At 38.9% G+C, this 21,726-nt stretch carries 13 protein-coding genes; 10 read left to right on the top strand and 3 right to left on the bottom strand.

Annotation, left to right across the window (positions count from 1 at the left end):
- Positions 1-75: 75 nt before the first annotated feature.
- From coaBC to QZL88_RS12685, 6 genes are all read left to right on the top strand, one after another.
- The gene (gene coaBC / locus QZL88_RS12710; protein WP_296941690.1) at positions 76-1,269 is read left to right on the top strand and encodes a bifunctional phosphopantothenoylcysteine decarboxylase/phosphopantothenate--cysteine ligase CoaBC; all 1,194 of its coding nucleotides are present in this window, start codon (positions 76-78) and stop codon (positions 1,267-1,269) included.
- A gap of 83 nt (positions 1,270-1,352) precedes the next feature.
- Positions 1,353-5,270: a hypothetical protein gene (locus QZL88_RS12705; RefSeq protein WP_296941688.1), complete on the top strand. Its 3,918-nt coding sequence runs from the start codon at positions 1,353-1,355 to the stop codon at positions 5,268-5,270.
- 143 nt (positions 5,271-5,413) lie between these two features.
- On the top strand, positions 5,414-5,626 hold the full coding sequence (locus tag QZL88_RS12700) for a hypothetical protein (RefSeq protein ID WP_296941685.1): 213 nt from the start codon (positions 5,414-5,416) through the stop codon (positions 5,624-5,626).
- A gap of 332 nt (positions 5,627-5,958) precedes the next feature.
- Positions 5,959-6,342, top strand: coding sequence for a DUF6249 domain-containing protein (locus tag QZL88_RS12695; protein ID WP_296941683.1), 384 nt, complete (start codon positions 5,959-5,961; stop codon positions 6,340-6,342).
- The gene (locus tag QZL88_RS12690; protein ID WP_296941681.1) at positions 6,343-6,900 is read left to right on the top strand and encodes a sigma-70 family RNA polymerase sigma factor; all 558 of its coding nucleotides are present in this window, start codon (positions 6,343-6,345) and stop codon (positions 6,898-6,900) included.
- 39 nt (positions 6,901-6,939) lie between these two features.
- Positions 6,940-7,281 (top strand): hypothetical protein, encoded by a 342-nt coding sequence (locus tag QZL88_RS12685; protein ID WP_296941679.1) that lies wholly within the window; start codon positions 6,940-6,942, stop codon positions 7,279-7,281.
- A 93-nt stretch (positions 7,282-7,374) separates the two neighbouring features.
- Here QZL88_RS12685 and QZL88_RS12680 read toward each other — a convergent pair whose 3' ends face one another.
- Both QZL88_RS12680 and QZL88_RS12675 read right to left on the bottom strand, forming a co-directional pair.
- Positions 7,375-7,650 (bottom strand): hypothetical protein, encoded by a 276-nt coding sequence (locus tag QZL88_RS12680; RefSeq protein ID WP_296941677.1) that lies wholly within the window; start codon positions 7,648-7,650, stop codon positions 7,375-7,377.
- A gap of 295 nt (positions 7,651-7,945) precedes the next feature.
- Positions 7,946-9,406: a tryptophanase gene (locus QZL88_RS12675; protein WP_296941675.1), complete on the bottom strand. Its 1,461-nt coding sequence runs from the start codon at positions 9,404-9,406 to the stop codon at positions 7,946-7,948.
- 337 nt (positions 9,407-9,743) lie between these two features.
- On the opposite strand from QZL88_RS12675, the gene QZL88_RS12670 reads away from it, so the two are divergent.
- On the top strand, positions 9,744-10,565 hold the full coding sequence (locus tag QZL88_RS12670) for an aldo/keto reductase (RefSeq protein ID WP_296941673.1): 822 nt from the start codon (positions 9,744-9,746) through the stop codon (positions 10,563-10,565).
- Positions 10,566-10,642: 77 nt separating this feature from the next.
- Here QZL88_RS12670 and QZL88_RS12665 read toward each other — a convergent pair whose 3' ends face one another.
- Positions 10,643-13,348, bottom strand: coding sequence for a TonB-dependent receptor (locus QZL88_RS12665; protein WP_296941671.1), 2,706 nt, complete (start codon positions 13,346-13,348; stop codon positions 10,643-10,645).
- A gap of 550 nt (positions 13,349-13,898) precedes the next feature.
- On the opposite strand from QZL88_RS12665, the gene QZL88_RS12660 reads away from it, so the two are divergent.
- From QZL88_RS12660 to QZL88_RS12650, 3 genes are all read left to right on the top strand, one after another.
- A complete protein-coding gene (locus QZL88_RS12660; protein ID WP_296941668.1) occupies positions 13,899-15,422 on the top strand; it encodes a helix-turn-helix domain-containing protein in 1,524 nt (507 codons plus the stop codon).
- Between the two features lie 726 nt (positions 15,423-16,148).
- Entirely contained in the window at positions 16,149-19,208 is a 3,060-nt protein-coding gene (locus QZL88_RS12655; protein WP_296941666.1) for a hypothetical protein, read from the top strand.
- Between the two features lie 721 nt (positions 19,209-19,929).
- The gene (locus QZL88_RS12650; RefSeq protein WP_296941664.1) at positions 19,930-21,225 is read left to right on the top strand and encodes an FISUMP domain-containing protein; all 1,296 of its coding nucleotides are present in this window, start codon (positions 19,930-19,932) and stop codon (positions 21,223-21,225) included.
- Positions 21,226-21,726: the final 501 nt, after the last annotated feature.

Raw genomic sequence — 21,726 nt, 5'->3', positions numbered from 1 at the left:
TAAATAAATTTTATATCCATTTGAACACTCATATTTCTATTAACCGTATCTTTGCTTTTAAAATGTATCGGAAATATGACACTGAAAGATAAACATATCGTATTAGGTATTACAGGCAGCATCGCGGCATACAAAGCAGCATCACTGGCCCGTCTTTTGATTAAGGCCGGCGCGGAAGTGCAGATAGTAATCACCCCGTCCGGGAAAGAGTTTATTACCCCTGTCACACTGTCGGCACTTACAGGGAAACCTGTTGTCAGTGAGTTTTTTACCGCTAACGACGGCACCTGGCATAGCCATGTAGATCTTGGCCAATGGGCAGACCTCATGCTTATTGCCCCTGCAACAGCCTCTACCCTGGGTAAAATGGCTAATGGAGTAGCAGACAATATGCTGATTACTACATATATGTCAATGAAATCGCCTGTAATGATTGCGCCTGCCATGGACTTGGATATGTTTGCCCATCCCGCGACAACCCGCAACCTTGAAATACTGCGCTCGTACGGAAATATTATTATCGAACCTGCTTCCGGAGAACTCGCAAGCCATCTGATAGGCAAGGGAAGAATGGAAGAACCTGAAAGAATTCTTGGGGCTGTCGAGGATTTCTTTACAAAGCAGGAAACTCTTTCAAAAAAAAAAATACTGATAACAGCCGGACCGACTTATGAACGGATAGACCCGGTTCGCTTTATCGGCAACTATTCATCGGGGAAGATGGGTTTTGCCCTGGCCGAAGAATGCGCAGGTCGTGGTGCTGAAGTTATCTTGGTAGCTGGACCGGTTTCGTTAAAAGCGACTCATCCTAATATTACACAAATAGACGTAGAATCTGCGGAGGAAATGTATAATGCATCCGTGAAAGCATTTCCTGCAATGGATGCTGCTATATTATGCGCCGCGGTTGCCGATTTCCGCCCCGAAGAACAGTATGCGGAGAAAGTAAAAAGGAGCGGTGATATACTTAATATTTCACTTGTTCCGAACAAAGATATTGCGGCATCGTTGGGTAAAATGAAAAAGGCGAACCAGCTTCTTGTCGGATTTGCTTTGGAGACGAATGACGAGGAAAACAATGCCTTAAAAAAAATTGTGAAGAAAAACCTTGACTTCATTGTACTTAACTCTTTAAATGATGCAGGAGCAGGATTCAAATACGATACAAACAAAATAGCAATACTTAACCGTAATGGCCAACGCAAAGACTTTGGCTTGAAATCGAAGAAAGACGTCGCTTCCGATATTATAGACGAAACCTTCCTCTAAACTTTTATCCGACCGGTAATCGGAAAACAAATCCTCCCTGTATTTGTTGATAATAAGATAACTAAACAAAACGGCATTGTTTAATGACTAAAAAAGGGAAGAAGAGACTAAGGATCATACTTATCACACTTGCATTACTCATTGCAGGGGGTTTTGGTCTTAACTGGTATCTGACCTATCAGTTGGAAGACAGCCTGAGGCAAAAATTCAGGGAAGAGGTTTCGAAAGCGACAAATGGCTTCTACAGTTTTTCATACGATCACCTTTCTGTCGGATTCTTTAGCGGGGAACTTATAATTAACGGAGTTGAACTCATTCCCGACTCAGTTGTTTTCGAAAAATGGAAAAACGGGGACAGTCTGCCCGACCTCTACTACAAAGTAAAAATAGATAAGATTCACTTCAAAGGTATAAACCTTACATGGCGCAAAAATTATAAAAACCTGGATTTTAGCCTGTTCGAACTTAAAGCCCCTGACATAAAAGTCTTTCAGCCTCAATTACATTCTTCTCTCAAATCATCGTTGGATGGGCAACAAAATAAAGAGCGGGAAACATTATACCAGATGATTTCGACATATATAGATGTTCTGACTGTGAAGCAAATAAATCTGGGAAATGCTAATATCTATTATATCGTTGAAGACTCCATTTCTCCGGTTCAATACGCACTTAGCGATGCAAACTTCAACGCCTACGGATTTAGGCTGGATAAGGATTCGTATTCATCGGGGAAATTACTCTATTGTGATAACTTTGAATTTACGGCAGACAAACCTCAGCAATTATTATACAGCAACCAGCTTATCCTGAATACAAGGAACATTAAACTGAGCACAATCGACGAACTGGTACAGATAGAAGGCGTGCACTTGCATCCGACCGATGATTTCTGGGCCGGTAGGACGGAGAAAGCCGGTGCGTATCTGGATGCAACTATAAAATCGGTATTTATTAAAGGAGTTAAATTTAAACGGGAAAAGGCATTGAATTATCTGAATGCCGACTCTTTCGATATTTCTTCCACCGATATTCAATATTATAGTGTGAAAGATAAATCTACCGCTCAGGATGGAGATTCTTTGAAGCAAAATAATGCAGATAATGATCAGACATGGTCTTTATACAGTATTACATCTCCCATCCTCCAAAGCATATCTATAGGGAAAATCGGGATTGAAAAAACCAAGTTCCATTATACGTTTACCCAAGACGGCAGGTCTGACGAATATTCTTTAGAGCAATTTGATTTCCACGCAAAGAATTTTGTTATCGATTCCTTATCTGAAAAGCAAAAAAGATTCTGGTATGTCGATAATTTTGCCATGGAGGCAACCAATATAAAGGGACTGATTGCCAGCAATAATTCAAATGTCAATATAGCAACCCTAACGCTCAACACGGAAAGTAAACACTTCAATATCTCTGACATAAGAGTTAATCCGATATCAACCGTAAATGCGCGAAAAGATTATTTTTCGGGTAATATAAAATCAATCCTGATAGATGGTCTGAATTACGATACAGGCGTTTCGGCAGAGCAACTCAAAATAGAATCGCCCAATATCAGGTATTTTAAAGTAAAAAAGAAGAGTAAGCCGGATTCATCGAAAAAAGACGAAATAGAAATATCCGATGATGCTCTGGATATATTCAATCCTTATGCGAATTATTTATCTGTGAAAAACATAAATCTGGCAAATGCGAATATTATTATACATGATTTAGGCTCTAAAGATAATTTCCGCTTGCAGAAACTGAATTTCTATGCGGTAAAATTCCTCATCGATGAAGAAACCCGAAAGACAGAAAAATACTTATTCACCTGCGACGATATCGGGCTTTCATTTAAAGATTTCGATAACATTCTGCCGGGAAAGCATTACAGGTTAAAGATAAAGGATACTAATATTTCAACCTTAACGGGACTATTACTTTTGCGGGATGTAAAACTGATCCCTCAGGAAAATACATGGAATAAAGCTCCGGCAACGTATTATGATATCGATATCCCACTGATAAGAGTGAAAGGGTTCGACAACGACAGCTATCTGAATAAAGAAAAAGCGAAGATAAAATCCCTTGAAGTTAATTCACCACGAATACAGATCATTAAAACCGCCAATTCAGCAATAAATAAGGATAATGAAACTTCTTCCGATAAAACAATTTCTGTTATCAAAAGTCTTGTTGCAGATAATATAGACCTAAAGAATGTGCAAGTATCTTATATCAACCGGGTATCTCACGATAGCCTGCAAACGACATTACAGGCTTTACAGCTACATTCGTTACAATGGGATTTAAACAAGGATTTCAGAATAGATAAGTTTATTCTAGAGTCTCCCAAAGTAGACTATATTGCGAAACAGATAAGTAGTCCCTCGGAAAACAATCTGCAAGCGAAAGGTAATCGTGGGGATATAGACGAATTATTAAAAATCTTTGGAAAAAAAGTAACTATAGGAACGTTCACACTTTCCAATGGAGCATTTAATATCCAAAAGCCGGAAATCAATTTCAAAGCCGAATTGGAGGATTTTAATTTGTCCGGTATTGATTGGAATCACGTGACTGGAAAATCATTCCTGGACATGGCTTCTGTCAACATAACAAAGCCGACCGTGGATATAAGAAAGAGTAATTCCGCCGATACTATTCAGGCACAGAAAAAAGACTCTTCAAGCACCGACCTGTATTGTTCATTGCGCCCGTATATAAATAAATTATCAATTAAGAAATTCAATCTGGCAGACGCACATATAAACTATGAGCATTCTCCGGATGGAAAGCAACAAAACCAACAAACAGTAAATACAACGAATCTTGTCCTGTCGGGATTCTTCATCGATGCCGATGCACGGAAAGTAGACATGGAAGATATCCGCTTTAATACGAATAACCTCCACTTCCCCATTATGGATGGCTTCTATACAATTGATGTAGGAGAGATAGATATAAACAAGAAAAATGCGAGTCTGGCTCTTTCGGGTATAAAAATGACATCTGTTTACCCCAAAATGGACTTTGCTTATAAGCATCCGACACATATGGATTGGTTCGATGTCACAACAGGGAATATCAGCCTTTCGGGCGTCGATTACCAACGCTATTTCTCTGATAATATACTGGATGCCAAACGACTTGTAGTGAAAGACGTTATGCTTCAAAACCTGAAAAATAAAAAGATATATACACCGCCTAAACTCCAACCTCTTATTTATACAAAATTATATGATCTTCCGTTCCGGATATCTATAGATACAACCGATGTTTCTAATTTCTCTGTTATATATGAAGAATTACCTAAGAATGGAACAGTACCGGGACAAATTTCATTCATGGGTATGAATGCTCGTATAGACGGACTGACGAACATAGCTTCACATCCTCAGCAATACATGCATCTCGATGCAAACGGCAACCTTATGGGGACAGGCTATTTTACTGCAAAATGGGATATGTCTGTCAGCCCCGATTATGACTGCTTTGTTTTGGATGCACATTTGCATCGCTTCGATTTACGTGACCTAAACCGGATTATAACCCCATTGGCTAAAGCGGAAATAAAGAGTGGCACACTCAAATACCTGACTTTTAGGACAGAAGCCTCAAGTATGAATGCATCTGTAGGGATGAAATTCCTCTACAATGATTTAAGAATAAATATACTAAAAGGCGATGACGCGGAGTCTTCAAATAAATTTGTCACTAATATCGCAAATGCATTCCTGCGGTCAAACAATCCGAACAAAGAGAATTCAAAACCCCGTGAACCCTACCTCTATATAGAAAGAGACCCTTATCATTCAACATTCAATTATTTTTGGCAAATACTACAGCCTGCCGTTGTGGAGTCTGTGGGTGTATCCCAGAAAAAGCAAAATTTTGCGAAGAAAGTTACCGGTTTCTTCTCTAAAGTAAAAAACTTCTTCACAGGTAAAAAAGATAATAAGCCTTCTACATCGCAGGAAAATATAAGACCTAAAGTGCTTAAGTAAGACTATTTATACGAATCATTCGTTTAGTTTTTTTAGCCTTTCTCTCGTGACGGACTCTCGAGAGAGGAAGGAAAACTAATTTAAACAGGTTCTAAATACAAATCGAATTTTCATAACTTCGTGCATTACAATTGCGATACGATATGGAAAACAACAATATAAGCCTGAATAAGAAGTACAGGAATATTGTCATCTTATCTCCTTTCATTATTATTATTCTTATAAATATAATCGTTGCACTTTCCTTCGGAAAACTGATCGAAAAACGGGCTTTCATTCCTGTTATCCTTATAGAATGGTGTATATTTTCTTTCCTTATATTCAGATATGGAGGGATAAATTCGGTGAAAAACTAGCTGAAAAGCCCCAGAGAAATATCGGCTGGACTATACTTGCACTTTCAACAGGATTCATATGCCTGCCTATATTTATATTCAATAAACATTTACTGACAGAGTGGACAATATTATGGAAAAGTAAAAGCGAAAAAAGTGTCAAATCCGTCAGGTTTTGACAACTAATAAACATATCTTTAAAATCCGAACAAAAAAAAAACACTATAAATCAATTAATTACTAAAAAATATAAGTTTCACTAAAAAAAATCTTCTAAAATCTGTAACCGAATGTAATACTGTATAGTCATATATTCGGAAACAGATTAATTAACAATATAAAAATTAGAAATTATGGACTTTATGCACAACATTATACCAATTGTAGCTATCCTTTCTTCAGTAGCACTCCCTATAGGCTTCGGCATGTTCCTTGGCCTGAAATCAATCGCTTCGAAGCACAAGGAACGTATGGAATTAATAAAGCAGGGTATCATCCCGCCGGATCAAACAAAGCCGACCCCGAACAAATACAGATCATTACGGAATGGTATCCTTTGTGTGGGCATTGCCCTGGGATTGATTATAGCCCTGATCATATCGCGGGTTATGGAGCTTGGAGAAGACGAAGCGTTCTGGGTAGTTGCCTCCGGAATCCTATTATTCCTCGGAATTGCCTATGTGACATTCTATGCGCTGGTAAAAGATAAAAAGGAATTTGACGACGACGCTGAATAAATGAACGAAAAGCAAGAGATATACAAGGTACTGAAGGGGGATACTTCCGCCTTCGGCTACTTTGTGGATACATATCAGGATATGGCTATCACTATAGCCTTCCGTGTCTGCGGAAACAAGCAGGATGCGGAAGATATAGTGCAAAACGCCTTTGTCAAAGCTTTTCACAATTTGCATACATTCAGGGCCGACAGTAAATTCTCTACATGGTTTTACCGTATTGTATATAACACCGCAATAACCGAAACGAGAGGTAATGTGCACAACACTGAGTTTGTCGATTATAAACAAATAGACATGACCGGGTCGTACTCCGACATGGACACCATGGCTCAGGTAGAAGAAAACGAACGAAAAGAGCTTATCGATAGAGCAATGGAGCGCATGCCTAAAGATGAAGCTGTGATACTAACCCTATACTATCTTGAAGACAACTCGGTAAAGGACATTGTACAGATAACGGGGCTGACTGATGCAAATATTAAAGTAAAGCTGCACCGGGCAAGAAAACGATTTGCCGACACCATAAACCTACTAATGAGGCATGAATGTGCCTAAGAAAATTTTTTATATATTTGAATAAATAAAAACAACGATATGCAAGATGACAAGATAAAGGAACTTCTGTCGGGCACAAAGATGAAAGCCGGAGAGAGCCTGAAATACAGAATCATGCAACAGATAGAAACGGAAAAGGCTCTGATCCCTAAAAAGAATATCAGTGCGCGTCCCGTCATAAAAAATATGCTCACCACTTTCGGTGTTATGTATGGACTCATCGCCATAGTGGGACTGGCTCTGTACACAACAGCAGGACAGAGTGCATTAAGCTCGACCACCTTTTATATTCCGGTGATACTAATTTCTTCTGTTTGCAGTGTATTCTGGATGATCTCGGTCTACGATGACCGCAGACGCAACAAACATAAAGCAAAGTAATATATTAAAACATAAAAACGGCCTCAATTGATTGAGGCCGTTTCCTTGCGTATACTAGTGAGGTATTATTATAATATGTAAGTATTCTTTCGTTTATTTTTTTACTTCACTTTTTACTTTTTTTGCTTCTGATTTAACTTCTGATTTAACAGCTTTTGCTTCTGATTTCACATCAGCTTTTGCAGCCTTTGCATCGTTTTTTAGAACTTTAGTTTCTTTTTGTGCAGTTTTTTCTGCAGCTTTCACATCGGCCTTAGCTTCTTTTTTCACTTTAGATGCTTCCGATTTTGGAGTAACATTTTGAGCCATAACACTAGTAGACGCAATTAATGCAATTGCCATAACACCTGAAAGAATAATCTTTTTCATAATTTTTTGTCAATTAAAAAAGTTAAACATGTTGTTTAAATACGGAACAAATGTATATCTGATTTCAGATTAGCCGCTGTTAATCCGCGTTAAAAAAAATGACTCTATGTGTAAGGATTATTAAGGATTATTTACTTCGTTTAAATAGTGTCTCAGCGCTTGTTTTAGAACAAAAAATATATCCGGATTTTACACTTCTATTTACACTTTCATTAATTTAAGGTTTATTAGCATCAAATTGTCAGTAATTAAAAAAAGGATCCGAAAATTATCGAATCCTTTCCTATATATATATCTATAAACTATCTCCGAAATCCTCCTTAAATTTTTGCAATAGTTTTTGTGGCCAATCGCTCACCGGTTCAAGCCCACCCATAAAGAAACGGAGAACAGGCGGTTCGTACACAAATCTAAGGCCTCCTATCAGATGGCGGTTCTCATAGAGCCAGGTCATGCGGTCTTCCACATATTTGATTTGGGAAAGGGTAAATACACGGCGGGGAATAGCCAGACGCAGCAATTCCATATCGGCATATGTCTCATTGCCATATTCATCGCGCTGATTAGAAACTGACCCCCGTTCCATACCACGAATTCCCGAAATAAGGAAGAATGCAGCCGCAAGCGACCCTGCCGGATACTCCGTTTGGGGAATATGGGAGCAGATTTCCATAGCATTCACATGGCAGCCAAGTACTCCCGCAGGAGTCACCACAGGGATACCCTTGGCATCGAGCGCATTCACTAAATAGGCGATAAATTGAGGGCTTTGGCAAATCATACTTTCATCCAGTGTTTCGTACAAACCCACTGCTATTGCTTCTATTTCCCGGACCGACATACCGCCATAGGTAAGGAATCCTTCGAAGAGAGGAACAAGTGGTTCCAATTCTTTGAATATCGCATGATTATTAGTACAAATACCACCTCCGCGGGATGAGCTTAATTTACGGGCCGAAAAGTAAACGAGATCAGCAAGGCCTGTCATACAAAGTATAATTTCAGCCATCGAACTACTCTTAAATTCTTCTTCCCGCTGTTTTACCAACCATGCGTTTTCGCCAAGTAAGCTGGCATCCAATACAAGTTTGATCCCGTATTTATCGGCAATAGCGCGAACTCCCCGTAGATTCTCTATAGAAAAAGGTTGCCCACCAATCAGGTTTGTGGAGGCCTCCATACGGATGTATGGTATATTTGCCGCGCCATGTTTTGTAATACACTTCTCCAGCTTTTCCAGATTCATATTCCCTTTGAAAGGGTGTTTGCTGTTTATTACGTAGGCTTCGTCATACAACAATTCTTCTATCTTGCCTCCATATTGGGTAATGTGCGCCATCGCCGTTGTAAAGTGGTAGTTCATAGGCACAATACTACCCTTACGGATAAAAGCATTGGAAATAATGTTTTCGGCTGCACGTCCCTGATGCACCGGCAATAAGTACTTCTTGCCGAGAACATCTTCAACGGCTTTTTGATAGCGGACAAAGCTCTGCGAACCAGCATAAGCATCGTCGGCAATCATCATGGCTCCCATTTGGCGGTCGCTCATCGCGTTTGTTCCGCTATCGGTAAGCATATCAAGGAATACATCCTTTGTATCGAGCCTGAATGTATTGAATCCGGCTTCGTATAATGCTTCCAAACGACGTTCGATGGGAACTAAATGTAATTTCTGTACTACACGCACTTTGTGCAACTCCAGTGGGATATCTTCTCCACCGTAGAATTTGATTTTAGCAGAATTGTCTGACATGATATTAGTTTATATAGTATGTTAAAATAGATTATGCAAGATATAAATAATTATTCAATAAGCAACAGGATTGCGAGTTAGATAATGAAAATTTACAAAATAAGAGAATTCTGCTATCTTTTTGTTAATATTCTTTTTATCCCGTGAACATGATAGAATCGGGAAGATAACACCTTTACAACTAAAAACTCGCACCAACTTACCTGTCTGCTTATTGCTTATTCCAAGACGTCAAAGAGCTAAAAGCCATATCTGCATAGATAAAATTATCTAAACTTAATCGGAGTTTCAATTGTTAAATTACTATCACGATCAATGATCTATAAAGTTAAAAACAATGGAAAAAGTAAAACTGAATAATGGTATACAAATGCCATGGATTGGCCTGGGCGTATTCCGCATCGAAGACAACAACGAGGCACAAAGAGTAGTAGAAACCGCGCTAAAGGTAGGATACAGGCATATTGACACGGCTATGTATTATCACAACGAAGAAGCAGTAGGCAAAGCAATCAAAAATTCAGGTATTCCACGGGAAGAAATCTTCGTCACCACTAAAATGTGGAACGCCGACCAACGGAATGGAAAAGTAAAGGAAGCATTCGAAGCCAGCCTGAAAAGGCTCAATCTGGACTATCTGGATTTGTACCTGATACACTGGCCGGTAGAGGGTAAATTTGTTGAAACATGGAAGAAATTCGAAGAAATTTACCAGAGCGGCAAAGTAAAAGCTATCGGGGTAAGTAATTTCAAGCAACATCATCTCGAAACTTTACTAAAAGAGACAGCAATAGTACCTGCTGTAAATCAAATAGAATTGCACCCATACCTCACACAGCAAAACGATCTGGACTTCTGCAAAAAAGCAGGTATCCAGGCAGAGGCATGGAGTCAGTTTGCTGCAAATCAGACCGGTTTATTCGAAGAAAAGATACTAACAGATCTAGCTGTAAAATATTCAAAATCTCCTGCCCAGATCATCCTTCGCTGGGACTATCAAAGAGGGGTGGTAACCATACCAAAATCTGCCAACGAAAAAAGAATGGCTCAAAACCTCGATATATTCGACTTTAAACTGACAGAAGAGGAGATTGGAATAATCAATTCATTAAATAAGAATAAACGCATCGGCCCGGATCCCGATCATGTTGATTTCTAAAAAATCTAATATAAGGAGGCTCCTCTAGTGTAAAGACATTAGGGGAGGCTTTTGTATATCCACTCTATTGCTCAGCCTTAATAATATCCACCCTCATATACTTCGTCCACTTCATCTCCTCCCTTCTTCCCCTTGATTATATTGAATTTATAAGAGAAGGTCAGCAAGAAATACTGGTTTATCGTATTCGAGCGTGAATCGGACATATAGTTACCACTTACATAACGGGTAATATTATTCCTGTCGTTTAATATATCGAAAACCTGTGCTTTTATCGTACCCCTTTTCTTTTTCAGTAATTGTTTCGCGATGGATGCATTCCATAACATCTCACTATTTTTGAAGTCATCTTCGTATCCCGAATAATAAGAGTAATTGATACTACTGGTAAGAATAAAGTCGTACGGAAGCCTCCACAGGGCAAAATGATTGAGCGTATAGTTCGTTGTATTCCTATCCTGTAAATCGGTAAGATTATTCCTTGTCATATTATATGACACGCCTGCCCGCAGATTGGTTTCAAACTTATCGTTCTTAAATCTGACAGACACCTGTTCTGCAAGTACTACATTATGCGTTATTGCTTTTTCGCCATTGGTGTAACCTATATTCTTATAATAATTCCCCGTCGAATTATTGGTTACAGTGAATTTCTTGTTCTTCAAGGGCGTATTATACATGAAATTTATGTTTGCCCCCATATTTCCACTCACATTCCTGTATGTATTAATGCTATTCCCCTGTTCATCTATCAATGTATAGTCTACAATATTGTTGAATGTATAATTGAATCCCGCCATAAGCATCAGGAAGCGGCTTGACTCATAATCCGATTTCTGATAAAAGACATTGAAGTTGTTGCTATAGCTTGGCTTCAGATTCGGATTCCCGTAATATTTCGACAAGGCATTTACAATAACCGTATCGGCAGAAAGCTGACTGATTCCGGGCTGGCTTGTCGAACCCGAATAATTGAAATCTATATTTGTCCTCTCGTTCGGAGTATAAGAAAAATTGAGGCTGGGAGAAAAATTTACCACGCTTTGCCTCAGGGTATCAATAATAGAATCGCCAAGGCTGATCTTACTGCGGGAATGTGAAGGATCTACACTGAAACCAATTGTATATCTGTATTTCTCTTTTGTAGCCTGAAAATTGAGGCTGATGTTCTGATTGATATATGTATTCTTCGTATTTCGCGCATAAGCCGAATCTATAAGAGTATAGTTACCTTCAGCATCTCTTTTTCGTACATCCCGTATCCGTTCGGAATCATTTGATCCGTAAGAGTAGGATAATTGTAAACGATAGTCTTTTCCAAGCGGCTCTACATAGGACATAGATACATTGTAGCTATTGGTATTATTGTCAGTATTGGTACGCTGGTCTATTACCTTATCTCCCGCATCTCCCGTATAAGTAGTATAAGAATAATTGGTTCCTTTACTATTCTCTTTTCGCAAGGTGTTGTTAAAGGACAAACTGACAGTCCGCCCTTTATTATTTAGCTTACGGCCAATGGTAAAGTAATTATTTATACTGTATCCGTCTCCTTTCGACCGATTGGCGGATTGCCCGGAAGTTGTATCCTTTTCTGCCACATAAGAGAAGTTTGTCGACGTTTGATCACTCTCCGTATTGTTAAAGCTAACATACGAACGGGCAAAAATAGTGGTCAGAGTATCGGGTCTCCACTGTATATTCATTCCCACATTCATATTATCCCTTTTGTTGGTCGACGACATATCCTGCCTTGACAAACGATCACCCGTAGAGAGGAATGTCTGGGTATTTGTTTTGGTTTCCATCAGGTTCTCATTGTCAGAGTACCTTACATTTCCCCCTATTTTAAATTTCTCCGACACTTGCATGTAAGCATTCATACCCACATTCTTATTCTTATCTATACCATTATCCATCCCCGACATATACTCATCATCACTCACATTATTCATGTCTCCTACAAAAGATAATTGATTATCGCCACGCATGTGATTTACCAATATCTTATTGGCATATTTGTCGTCTGTACCATACCCGCCTTTGACATCGCCGAAAGTACTTTGCTTCAATTCTTCTTTTACAACCAGATTCAGTACCTGTTCGGGGTCTTTATCCCTAAATCCTGTCACTTTCGCCGTCTCGGATTGTTCCTTGTATAGCTGTAGTTTCTTTATCATATTGGCTGGCAGATTGGCGAGAGCCATTGGTATATCATTCCCGAAAAATTCTTTACCATCCACCAATATCTTACTTATAGCCTTCCCGTTAGCTGTAATATTACCATTCGCATCCACCTCTACCCCGGGGATATTCTTTAACATATCCTGTAGCATATCACTTTCCTGCGATGAATATGAACCTGCATTGTATTCGATGGTATCACCTCTCACCAGGATACTGGGTACCTGCGCTTCCACTACAGCAGCACCCAATTCAATCGTATTCTCCTCCAAATAGATATCCCCTGCTGAATAGTTAGGATTCTCTGCTGTAGTATTAAAATTTTGTAAAAAACTCTTATATCCTATAAATGAAACTTCAAGTATATATTTATGAGGAGAGGCCGAAAGTCTGAACTTGCCTTTATCATCCGATGCAACACCCTGAATATAAACACTATCACTCTGATTCAGCAAACGTATGGTTGCAGATGCAATCGGCTCCTTCGTTTTCTGGTCTAATATGGCACCTTGTACATAGCCCCTGACCTCCTTCTTTCCTGTCTGAGCAAGGGAGGAGAGACTTATCATAAATAAAATAAACAGATAAAGATGCCTCATTAAATATCCTATTTTATATAAAAAACGAAGGTAACGCTTTTTTTAGTATTTCTTTATAGAGTGATAAAGAGAGCAAATTCGTTAAAGAGTTTATGTTTTTTATCATATCCATAGCTCCCTTACCCCTATAATAACTTATATAAGTATGAATATTTTGATTCATTTTCGCCAATTTCGAATGAAACGATATGACTCTTCAGCTACAACATAGACGACACCGGTAGTTCTAACCCGATAAGAATCTTTATCGGAAGTTAATTCCAATGAATTTGCTTCATATAAAAAACTTAACGGCTATATTCTGATTATTTTTTTTATCTTCGTAGAATAAAGACAAACTAATACAAATCGGCACCACGTTGAGGTGTAGAAGCCTAATTCTTATATGACACTTTACAAATACATTTGCATACTTTGTATGTGCTATACTTTTTTCTGTTGTGATCACAAAAAAGTTCAAACAAGAGAATCTAATAATATTACCTTAGACTCGCTCCAGAATGTTTGTAGAAATTCTCTGTTCACTTCTAAAGGTTTTGAAGAGTCATACTTGCTCAAAAAAGAAGCTGAAAGTCATGATAATGATCTCTATATAGGCTTTGCCTATAAGTACATGATGTTGACAGCCATGAACACGCTACAGGAGGATAGTATATATATTTTTGCAGAAAAAGCAAAATACCACTTTGGAAAAACGGATGAAGAAGATCAGTCTTTCAATGTGGATATAGCTCTTATAGAATGGGAGATGCAATATAAAAGTAAGCAGACAGCTTTGGACAAAGCTACGGAGCTCCTGGAAAAGATAGATGATAATAAGCTGAATGAACTTTATACATACGAACTGATATCCAATATCTACAATATTATGGGACGGATGGAAGAGGCCGAGTCTGCTTTTAATAAAATGATGCAGATAAAATGTGAATATGATATTCAGCTAAAAGGACAACTGCCTTATATATTCCTGAGAGGTGCCCAGATGACTACCGATCTCCAAAAATATGAACAATCGCTGGCGTATTGCGATTCTGCCCAGACCTATATAAAAGAGTATTACAATAGTGATACCAACCAAGCATTACTGATATTATTAAACCTTAATAAAGCAAACAATTTTATAGGCTTGGAAAGGTTAGATGAAGCCAAGGCAGCATTGGACTCACTTGATGTTATTATCGAAGGAGACAAATCTAATGGCTATTATTACTATATAGAAGGTATATGGGCCAAATACTATTACATCACCAAAAATTACCAGAAAGCCCTCGATCGTATTGAGCCCACTATAACCTATTTCCGGGAGACATCCAACATCCCCAATTATGTGAAATCTCAGGATCAAAAGATATTGATACTGACCGGCATACAAAACTTCAAGGATGCTTACGAGCTAAAGGCTAAAATTTCTACTTATTCCGATTCGCTGGCCATCGTGGATGCGCATCAGCAACTGAACGAACTACAAACAATATACCAGACAGATCGCCTGAGAAGCAAAGCGGAGCAAGACGCGCTGAAATTAAAAAATACGCATAATATCATTATCTCGCTGGTAATTACCTGCCTTCTGTTACTCATCACGGCCATCATCGTAATAAGGTATTCGGCTATATTAAAGCGTAAAAACAAAAAACTATTCCTGCAATATAAAGAGCAGGATAAACAGAAAGAAGGCCTTAAAAATATCATTATATACAACGAAAAAGAAAGATCACATCTAGCTTTATTTGATAAGATAGAGCTTTATCTGAACGAGTCGCAAGCCTACCTGGACCCTTCCATAAGCCGGGAGTTTGTTGCTGCGCAAATAGGGACTAACAGGCAATACCTGACCGAAGCGATACAAGCTGGTAAGAATATGACATTTATGGAATATATTAACGATTTCAGACTCAACTACTCCTGTCATTTATTAAGCCAGAAAACAGATCTATCCATAGAAGATATATACATAAATGCCGGATACAATAATAAGACTACCTTTTATCGCCTGTTTAAACAAAAATATGATTTAACACCTAAAGAGTTTCGCAAAATAGCATTAAACTATAATCCATCATCCCCCAAATAACCTATTAAGATTACATCACAAGCAACACCTTTCAATTAGCTATCCTACAGCTTATTGCAAAACATTCGCATTGTTTTTTTTGCGGATTTGATACAATGTTTTGCAGATAAGTAAACCTTTCTATGTCGAAGAAAACTAATTTTGACCGAAGTTCGTATCAGAAGACAGATATCGAATAAACTATTTATTTAAAAATGAAAAGACCTTATCAAAAATTGTTATTCTTTGCTATACTATTATTTATACAACATGAATTTATCAGACAAGTGGCATTAAGGCTATATGTATCTGATTTTGTCGATTATGCTATTCTTTTATATTTTCGACTTTTAATTATATTTACGATAGCTGCTTATTTACAGGTGTTTATTCATCTCGCACATCTGCTTATAAGGCCATATTCTTACATAAAAGATTATTGTTTTTCCATTGTATATACTAATAAACAAATTGTCTACTGTTATAGATTACCCAGAAAAATAAATTACACAAAGCCATTAGGGATTCAATATTGTCAGTATTTATTTGGTCTTGTTTTGTCTTCACCTTTTACTCTACAGTTTGGGAAAATCGTAGATAGTAAGCTGTTACAATATAGTGTGGGATCCCTAATTGGCATTGTTCTTCTTTATATAGAAAAGATCAAAAATTATTTGTCAGATATATCGAAAATTAAAGATGCTTATCACAACTGTAACAACAACCTAATATCAAATATTAACATTTATGAAAATTAACAAACGAACAAAACTAAAAGTATTATATTTTCTTATACTACTTATCTTAACCTTAAATATTAATGCACAGGTTACTGTCGGCTCCAATGTTCCTCCCAATAAAGGATCGATTTTGGATTTAAAAGAGGAGTCGTCCGTAAATGCCAACTCAACCCGGGGACTTGCGCTTCCTCGTGTCAACCTGACAAACGAAAGCAGACTCTACCCCATGTTTCCTGATAACTATACCGATCTCACACTTAATTCCACTCATATAGGTTTAACAGTCTATAACGTGAATCCTTGCGAACCATTTGGCAAGGGTGTTTTTGTATGGAATGGTTCCAAATGGGAACCTATAGGCGCATTGCCGCCAATCTATAAGCCGGCTAATCCCATTCTTGGAGGACAACAAATCTGTATAGGGACTTCAACCACCTTAACTTATACTCCAGATGACCCTGAGTATGAGGTCAAATGGTATGATCAGCCGAGTGGGGGAACTGCCACAACGGGTACAAGCCTGAATACCGGTATTCTGAATGCCAACAAAAGTTATTACCTTGCTTTAGAACATAAATCAGGTCTCAGCTGTGGTATATCGAACCGTACCGAAGTAATAGTAGCTGTAGTAGACCTTACTCAACCTACATTAATAAGCAATACCGTAAACTTGTGTTATGGCAAAACTACCAATCTCAATGATCTTGTATCATCAGCTACTAGCAACCTTAAATGGTATAATGCAACGACCAATGCCAATATTACCGGTACCGCCATCACTCAAGCAGGTGAAGGCAAGTACTATGCTAAGGATTATTCGATGGCTTGCTACTCACCAGCTTCCGTTACAGTAACAGTAAATGTAGCTGCCGATGTAGCAGCACCAACAGCTTCTGCGCAAAGTTTCTGTGGCCCGACCACTATAGCCAGCCTGATTGCTACCGGTACCAATATCAAGTGGTATACAACAACCAACGGAGGCACAGCTTTAGCGACAACAACAGCTATAATGGCAAGCGGGACATATTATGCAAGTCAGACATCGGCAGCGGGATGCGAAAGTGCACGTACTCCGGTATCAGTTATTATAAATACAGTGCCAACTGCACCAACGGCTTCTACGCAAAGCTTCTGTGGCCCGACCACTATAGCCAGCCTGATTGCTACCGGTACCAATATCAAGTGGTATACAACAGCCAACGGAGGTACAGCTTTAGCGACAACAACAGCCATAACGGCAAGCGGGACATATTATGCAAGTCAGACATCGGCAGCGGGATGCGAAAGTGCACGTACTCCGGTATCAGTTATTATAAATACAGTGCCAACTGCACCAACGGCTTCTACGCAAAGCTTCTGTGGCCCGACCACTATAGCCAGCCTGATTGCTACCGGTACCAATATCAAGTGGTATACAACAGCCAACGGAGGTACAGCTTTAGCGACAACAACAGCCATAACGGCAAGCGGGACATATTATGCAAGTCAGACATCGGCAGCGGGATGCGAAAGTGCACGTACTCCGGTATCAGTTATTATAAATACAGTGCCAACTGCACCAACGGCTTCTACGCAAAGCTTCTGTGGCCCGACCACTATAGCCAGCCTGATTGCTACCGGTACCAATATCAAGTGGTATACAACAGCCAACGGAGGTACAGCTTTAGCGACAACAACAGCCATAACGGCAAGCGGGACATATTATGCAAGTCAGACATCGGCAGCGGGATGCGAAAGTGCACGTACTCCGGTATCAGTTATTATAAATACAGTGCCAACTGCACCAACGGCTTCTACGCAAAGCTTCTGTGGCCCGACCACTATAGCCAGCCTGATTGCTACCGGTACCAATATCAAGTGGTATACAACAGCCAACGGAGGTACAGCTTTAGCGACAACAACAGCCATAACGGCAAGCGGGACATATTATGCAAGTCAGACATCGGCAGCGGGATGCGAAAGTGCACGTACTCCGGTATCAGTTATTATAAATACAGTGCCAACTGCACCAACGGCTTCTACGCAAAGCTTCTGTGGCCCGACCACTATAGCCAGCCTGATTGCTACCGGTACCAATATCAAGTGGTATACAACAGCCAACGGAGGTACAGCTTTAGCGACAACAACAGCTATAACGGCAAGCGGGACATATTATGCAAGTCAGACATCGGCAGCGGGATGCGAAAGTGCACGTAGGGCAGTAGCAGTTACCATCAATACAATACCGGCAGCACCAACAGCTTCTGCACAAAGTTTCTGTGGCAGCACAACGGTAGCATCGCTGGTGGCTACAGGAACCGGGACTGTGAAATGGTATGCGGCAGCTTCAGGGGGATCTCCATTAGCAAGTACAACAGCTATAAATACAAGCGGAACTTACCATGCATCTCTGACTTCGGCGGAAAATTGTGAAGGGCCGCGTAGGGCCGTAGTTGTTACTATTAATCCTTTGCCTAAGCTAACCAGTAAAACAGATGTAACCTCCTGCACGGATTCGTGGTTTGAATATAGGCTAACAACTGATACTCCTTGTGATATCACCTGGTCTCGTGAAGCATTACCTCCTTATGTTAAAAAGGCAGGAACCACTGATACCGGTCCAGCTAGCGGTACCGGTGACGAGATCACAGAATATATATATAATGCAATGTCTGAGTCTCATAGTGAAACAGTGCCTATTACTGTAACATATACAGTAACACTTAAAGATCGTGCTACCGGATGTACCAATACTCAGAAACTAAATCTAACTTTGGTATCGGTACTTAGTCTCACCAATTACGACTGGCAGAATCCGTTTTATATAAATAGTGGTCAATCGTTTTCGTTTGCCGCTAAGTTTAACGTACCAGATTCGCTGGTTAAGCCCGGATCAATCAAATGGGAACGTTCAGCTATATCTCAGCATCCTGAATATCCTGCGGCAAGCGGTTCCGGTTATATCGTCAATCATACATATATCAACACCACCACTACTAATATGCCTGTTTCATATTATGTAGAATTTGAGATGACTAACGGCTGTGTGGGAGGACAAACAGTATGGGTATATGTACGCCCCAAATAAACAGCTTATTTTAGCTCAAAATAGAGTAGATAAACGATAAAGTTTTTAAATCCCCTGGAACTTCAATTATTTCCGGGGGATTTTTTATTCAGTAAGATGAAATAAGGATATTGACACTAATCAGGGCTTTAACACACCTGCTACACTATAAAATATCGAATCGACAGGAATCGATGAAATGAAATTCTTTTGATAATTTTCTCATCAAAACTAAAAGAACACAAAACTAAAATATCGTATTATCTGACTTTTATAGAATAACATTATGACATCCCATAAAGTCTTTTTTGCCAAAAATCAAAAAAAGCTCCTTTCTACCCATAATTCAACAGAAATTATAGATCATATATACGATTTTTATGAAAACACCCTACTATTTATGTACAAATCTTTGATTAGTATCAATTTCCTTTGTTAGTATAAAAGATAAGAGAAAGACAGAAATAGATTTATAGTTCAAATATTCTTCTACATAGAAGGAACTTTGTCTGCTTTTCAGATAAACAGAATAATCATGCTTCACGGGCAAATTAATGCAACGTACAACCACATTTTTTCTCCTGATTATTTGGGAGATAGCATTATTTGTCTTCATTCCCTGCCAAATTGTTTGAGAAAACGGGCTCTAGAATTTTTTATGGGTGGAAATAAGGTATCTCTTTCTATCTACCTATCCATCAAACGGCTTACCACAAAACAAACATACAAAATTATAAAACCTATGAAAAAGATTTTAACTTATGGCTTCATGTGCTTATGCATAGTGGCTCCTTCCTTTGTTTCCGCGCAAGTAACTATCGGCAGCGACAAAGATCCCAATTTGGGTGCATTACTTGATCTGAAAGAAGATGAGTCAACTAATATAAAAACATCTGTAAAAGGGTTGGGGCTTCCCCGGGTAGAATTGAAAGATCTGAATTCACTGACAATGGGTACAAATATCATTGCCGACAACCCGGCCGGAACATGGGCTGCACACACAGGGTTAACTGTATATAGTATCAGCAATGGTTGTGTAGATGGAAAAATAATGTATCCGGGGGTATATACTTGGAATGGAGAAGAATGGATGGCCATTTGGCGTAAAAAAGAAATTCAGGAAAAAAAGGATGTCCGCACAATTATCGACAATGGAACAACAGTGGTTGGCGGGCGTACGGTCGGTACCTTCACCATGTCCTATGATAATGGAATAGACCATATTGAAAATAAAACCTATTACTATGCCGAATTCGGCGAAGCCGGAATATGGATGACACAGAATCTGGCAACCAGAGTTACCTCTGATGGTAATGTTTTAAAAAACAAATCAAAAATGGTAGAAATAGATCTTACCCCAAATGTTGTCTACACTTACCCAATTTCCTCTACCATAGCCGGTTCGTCAGGAACTTATGATATGAATATTGCGGCAGGAAAGGAGGTCGGATTATTATATAATTGGGATACAGCTGTCGGTTCAGATAATTGCAACAGAGGGGTAAACCAAGGTCAGTCCTCCAATTTTGGAGAACCAATAGGAGAAAATGAAATTGAAACCACAGAGCCAAATGGCCGCGTTCAAGGAATTTGCCCCAGTGGTTGGCATTTACCCAGCGACAGAGAATGGAATGAGCTAGAGAAATATTTAGTCGAGAATGCAGCCAGTCTTACACAAAGTCCCGTTACGGCTAACGGAAGTTGGACTCCCGGCGATGAAACAGCTATGAATCAAGGAACTAACATTGCTACTGTCATGAAGTCGAAAACTCTGGTAGAACTTTCTAGTTCCACATTAAGCTATGCCAATTCGAAGAAAGCACAAGAAGGGGGCTTCGATGTGTATATAACAGGGGATGTTTATGATAATCAAAGCAGTCTCTACGGCAAAAACACTTATTTTTGGACAGCTAGTATTTTTAATCCTACGACCGGAGCTGCATGGATGCGAGGGATATTTTATGACCAAGCAAAAATAACCCGTTATAATGCTATTGGTAAATACCGTCTTTATTCTGTCCGTTGCAAAAAAAACTAAACACTCACATTTATAAAAGCCACAGAGGTAAATTTCTGTGGCTTATTTTTTTGATATTATCAGAGGACCAATTAAGGGAAAAAGCAAAAATATCGCATTATATGATTTTAGAAATACAATTTTATACCTCATAATGCAACTTGTTCTTATCGGTACACATTATCATCGCAACAATGCACGACTCCAAGACATTTATCCGATCGAATGTACGATTTTTATAAAACATTCTATCAATTATGTGTGATTCTTTAACCAATATCAATTTCCTTTGTTCACATAAAAGATAAAAGTAGAAATAAAGATAAGAAGGACAAGAATCGAATTATAGTTCAATTATGCTATAAAAGGGGGATTTATATGCACTCTCCAGACAAACAAAACAGTCATGCTTTACATTCAAAATAATGCAATACACCACTACATTTTTTCTCCTGAACATTTGGGGGTTAGCATTATTTTACTAGAGAGAGAGAGAGAGAGAGAGAGAGAGAGAGAGAGAGA

The sequence above is a fragment of the uncultured Dysgonomonas sp. genome (assembly GCF_900079725.1).
Lineage (GTDB): Bacteria > Bacteroidota > Bacteroidia > Bacteroidales > Dysgonomonadaceae > Dysgonomonas.
Note: the sequence above shows the minus strand (reverse complement) of the source record. Positions and strands in the feature narration are given on the sequence as shown.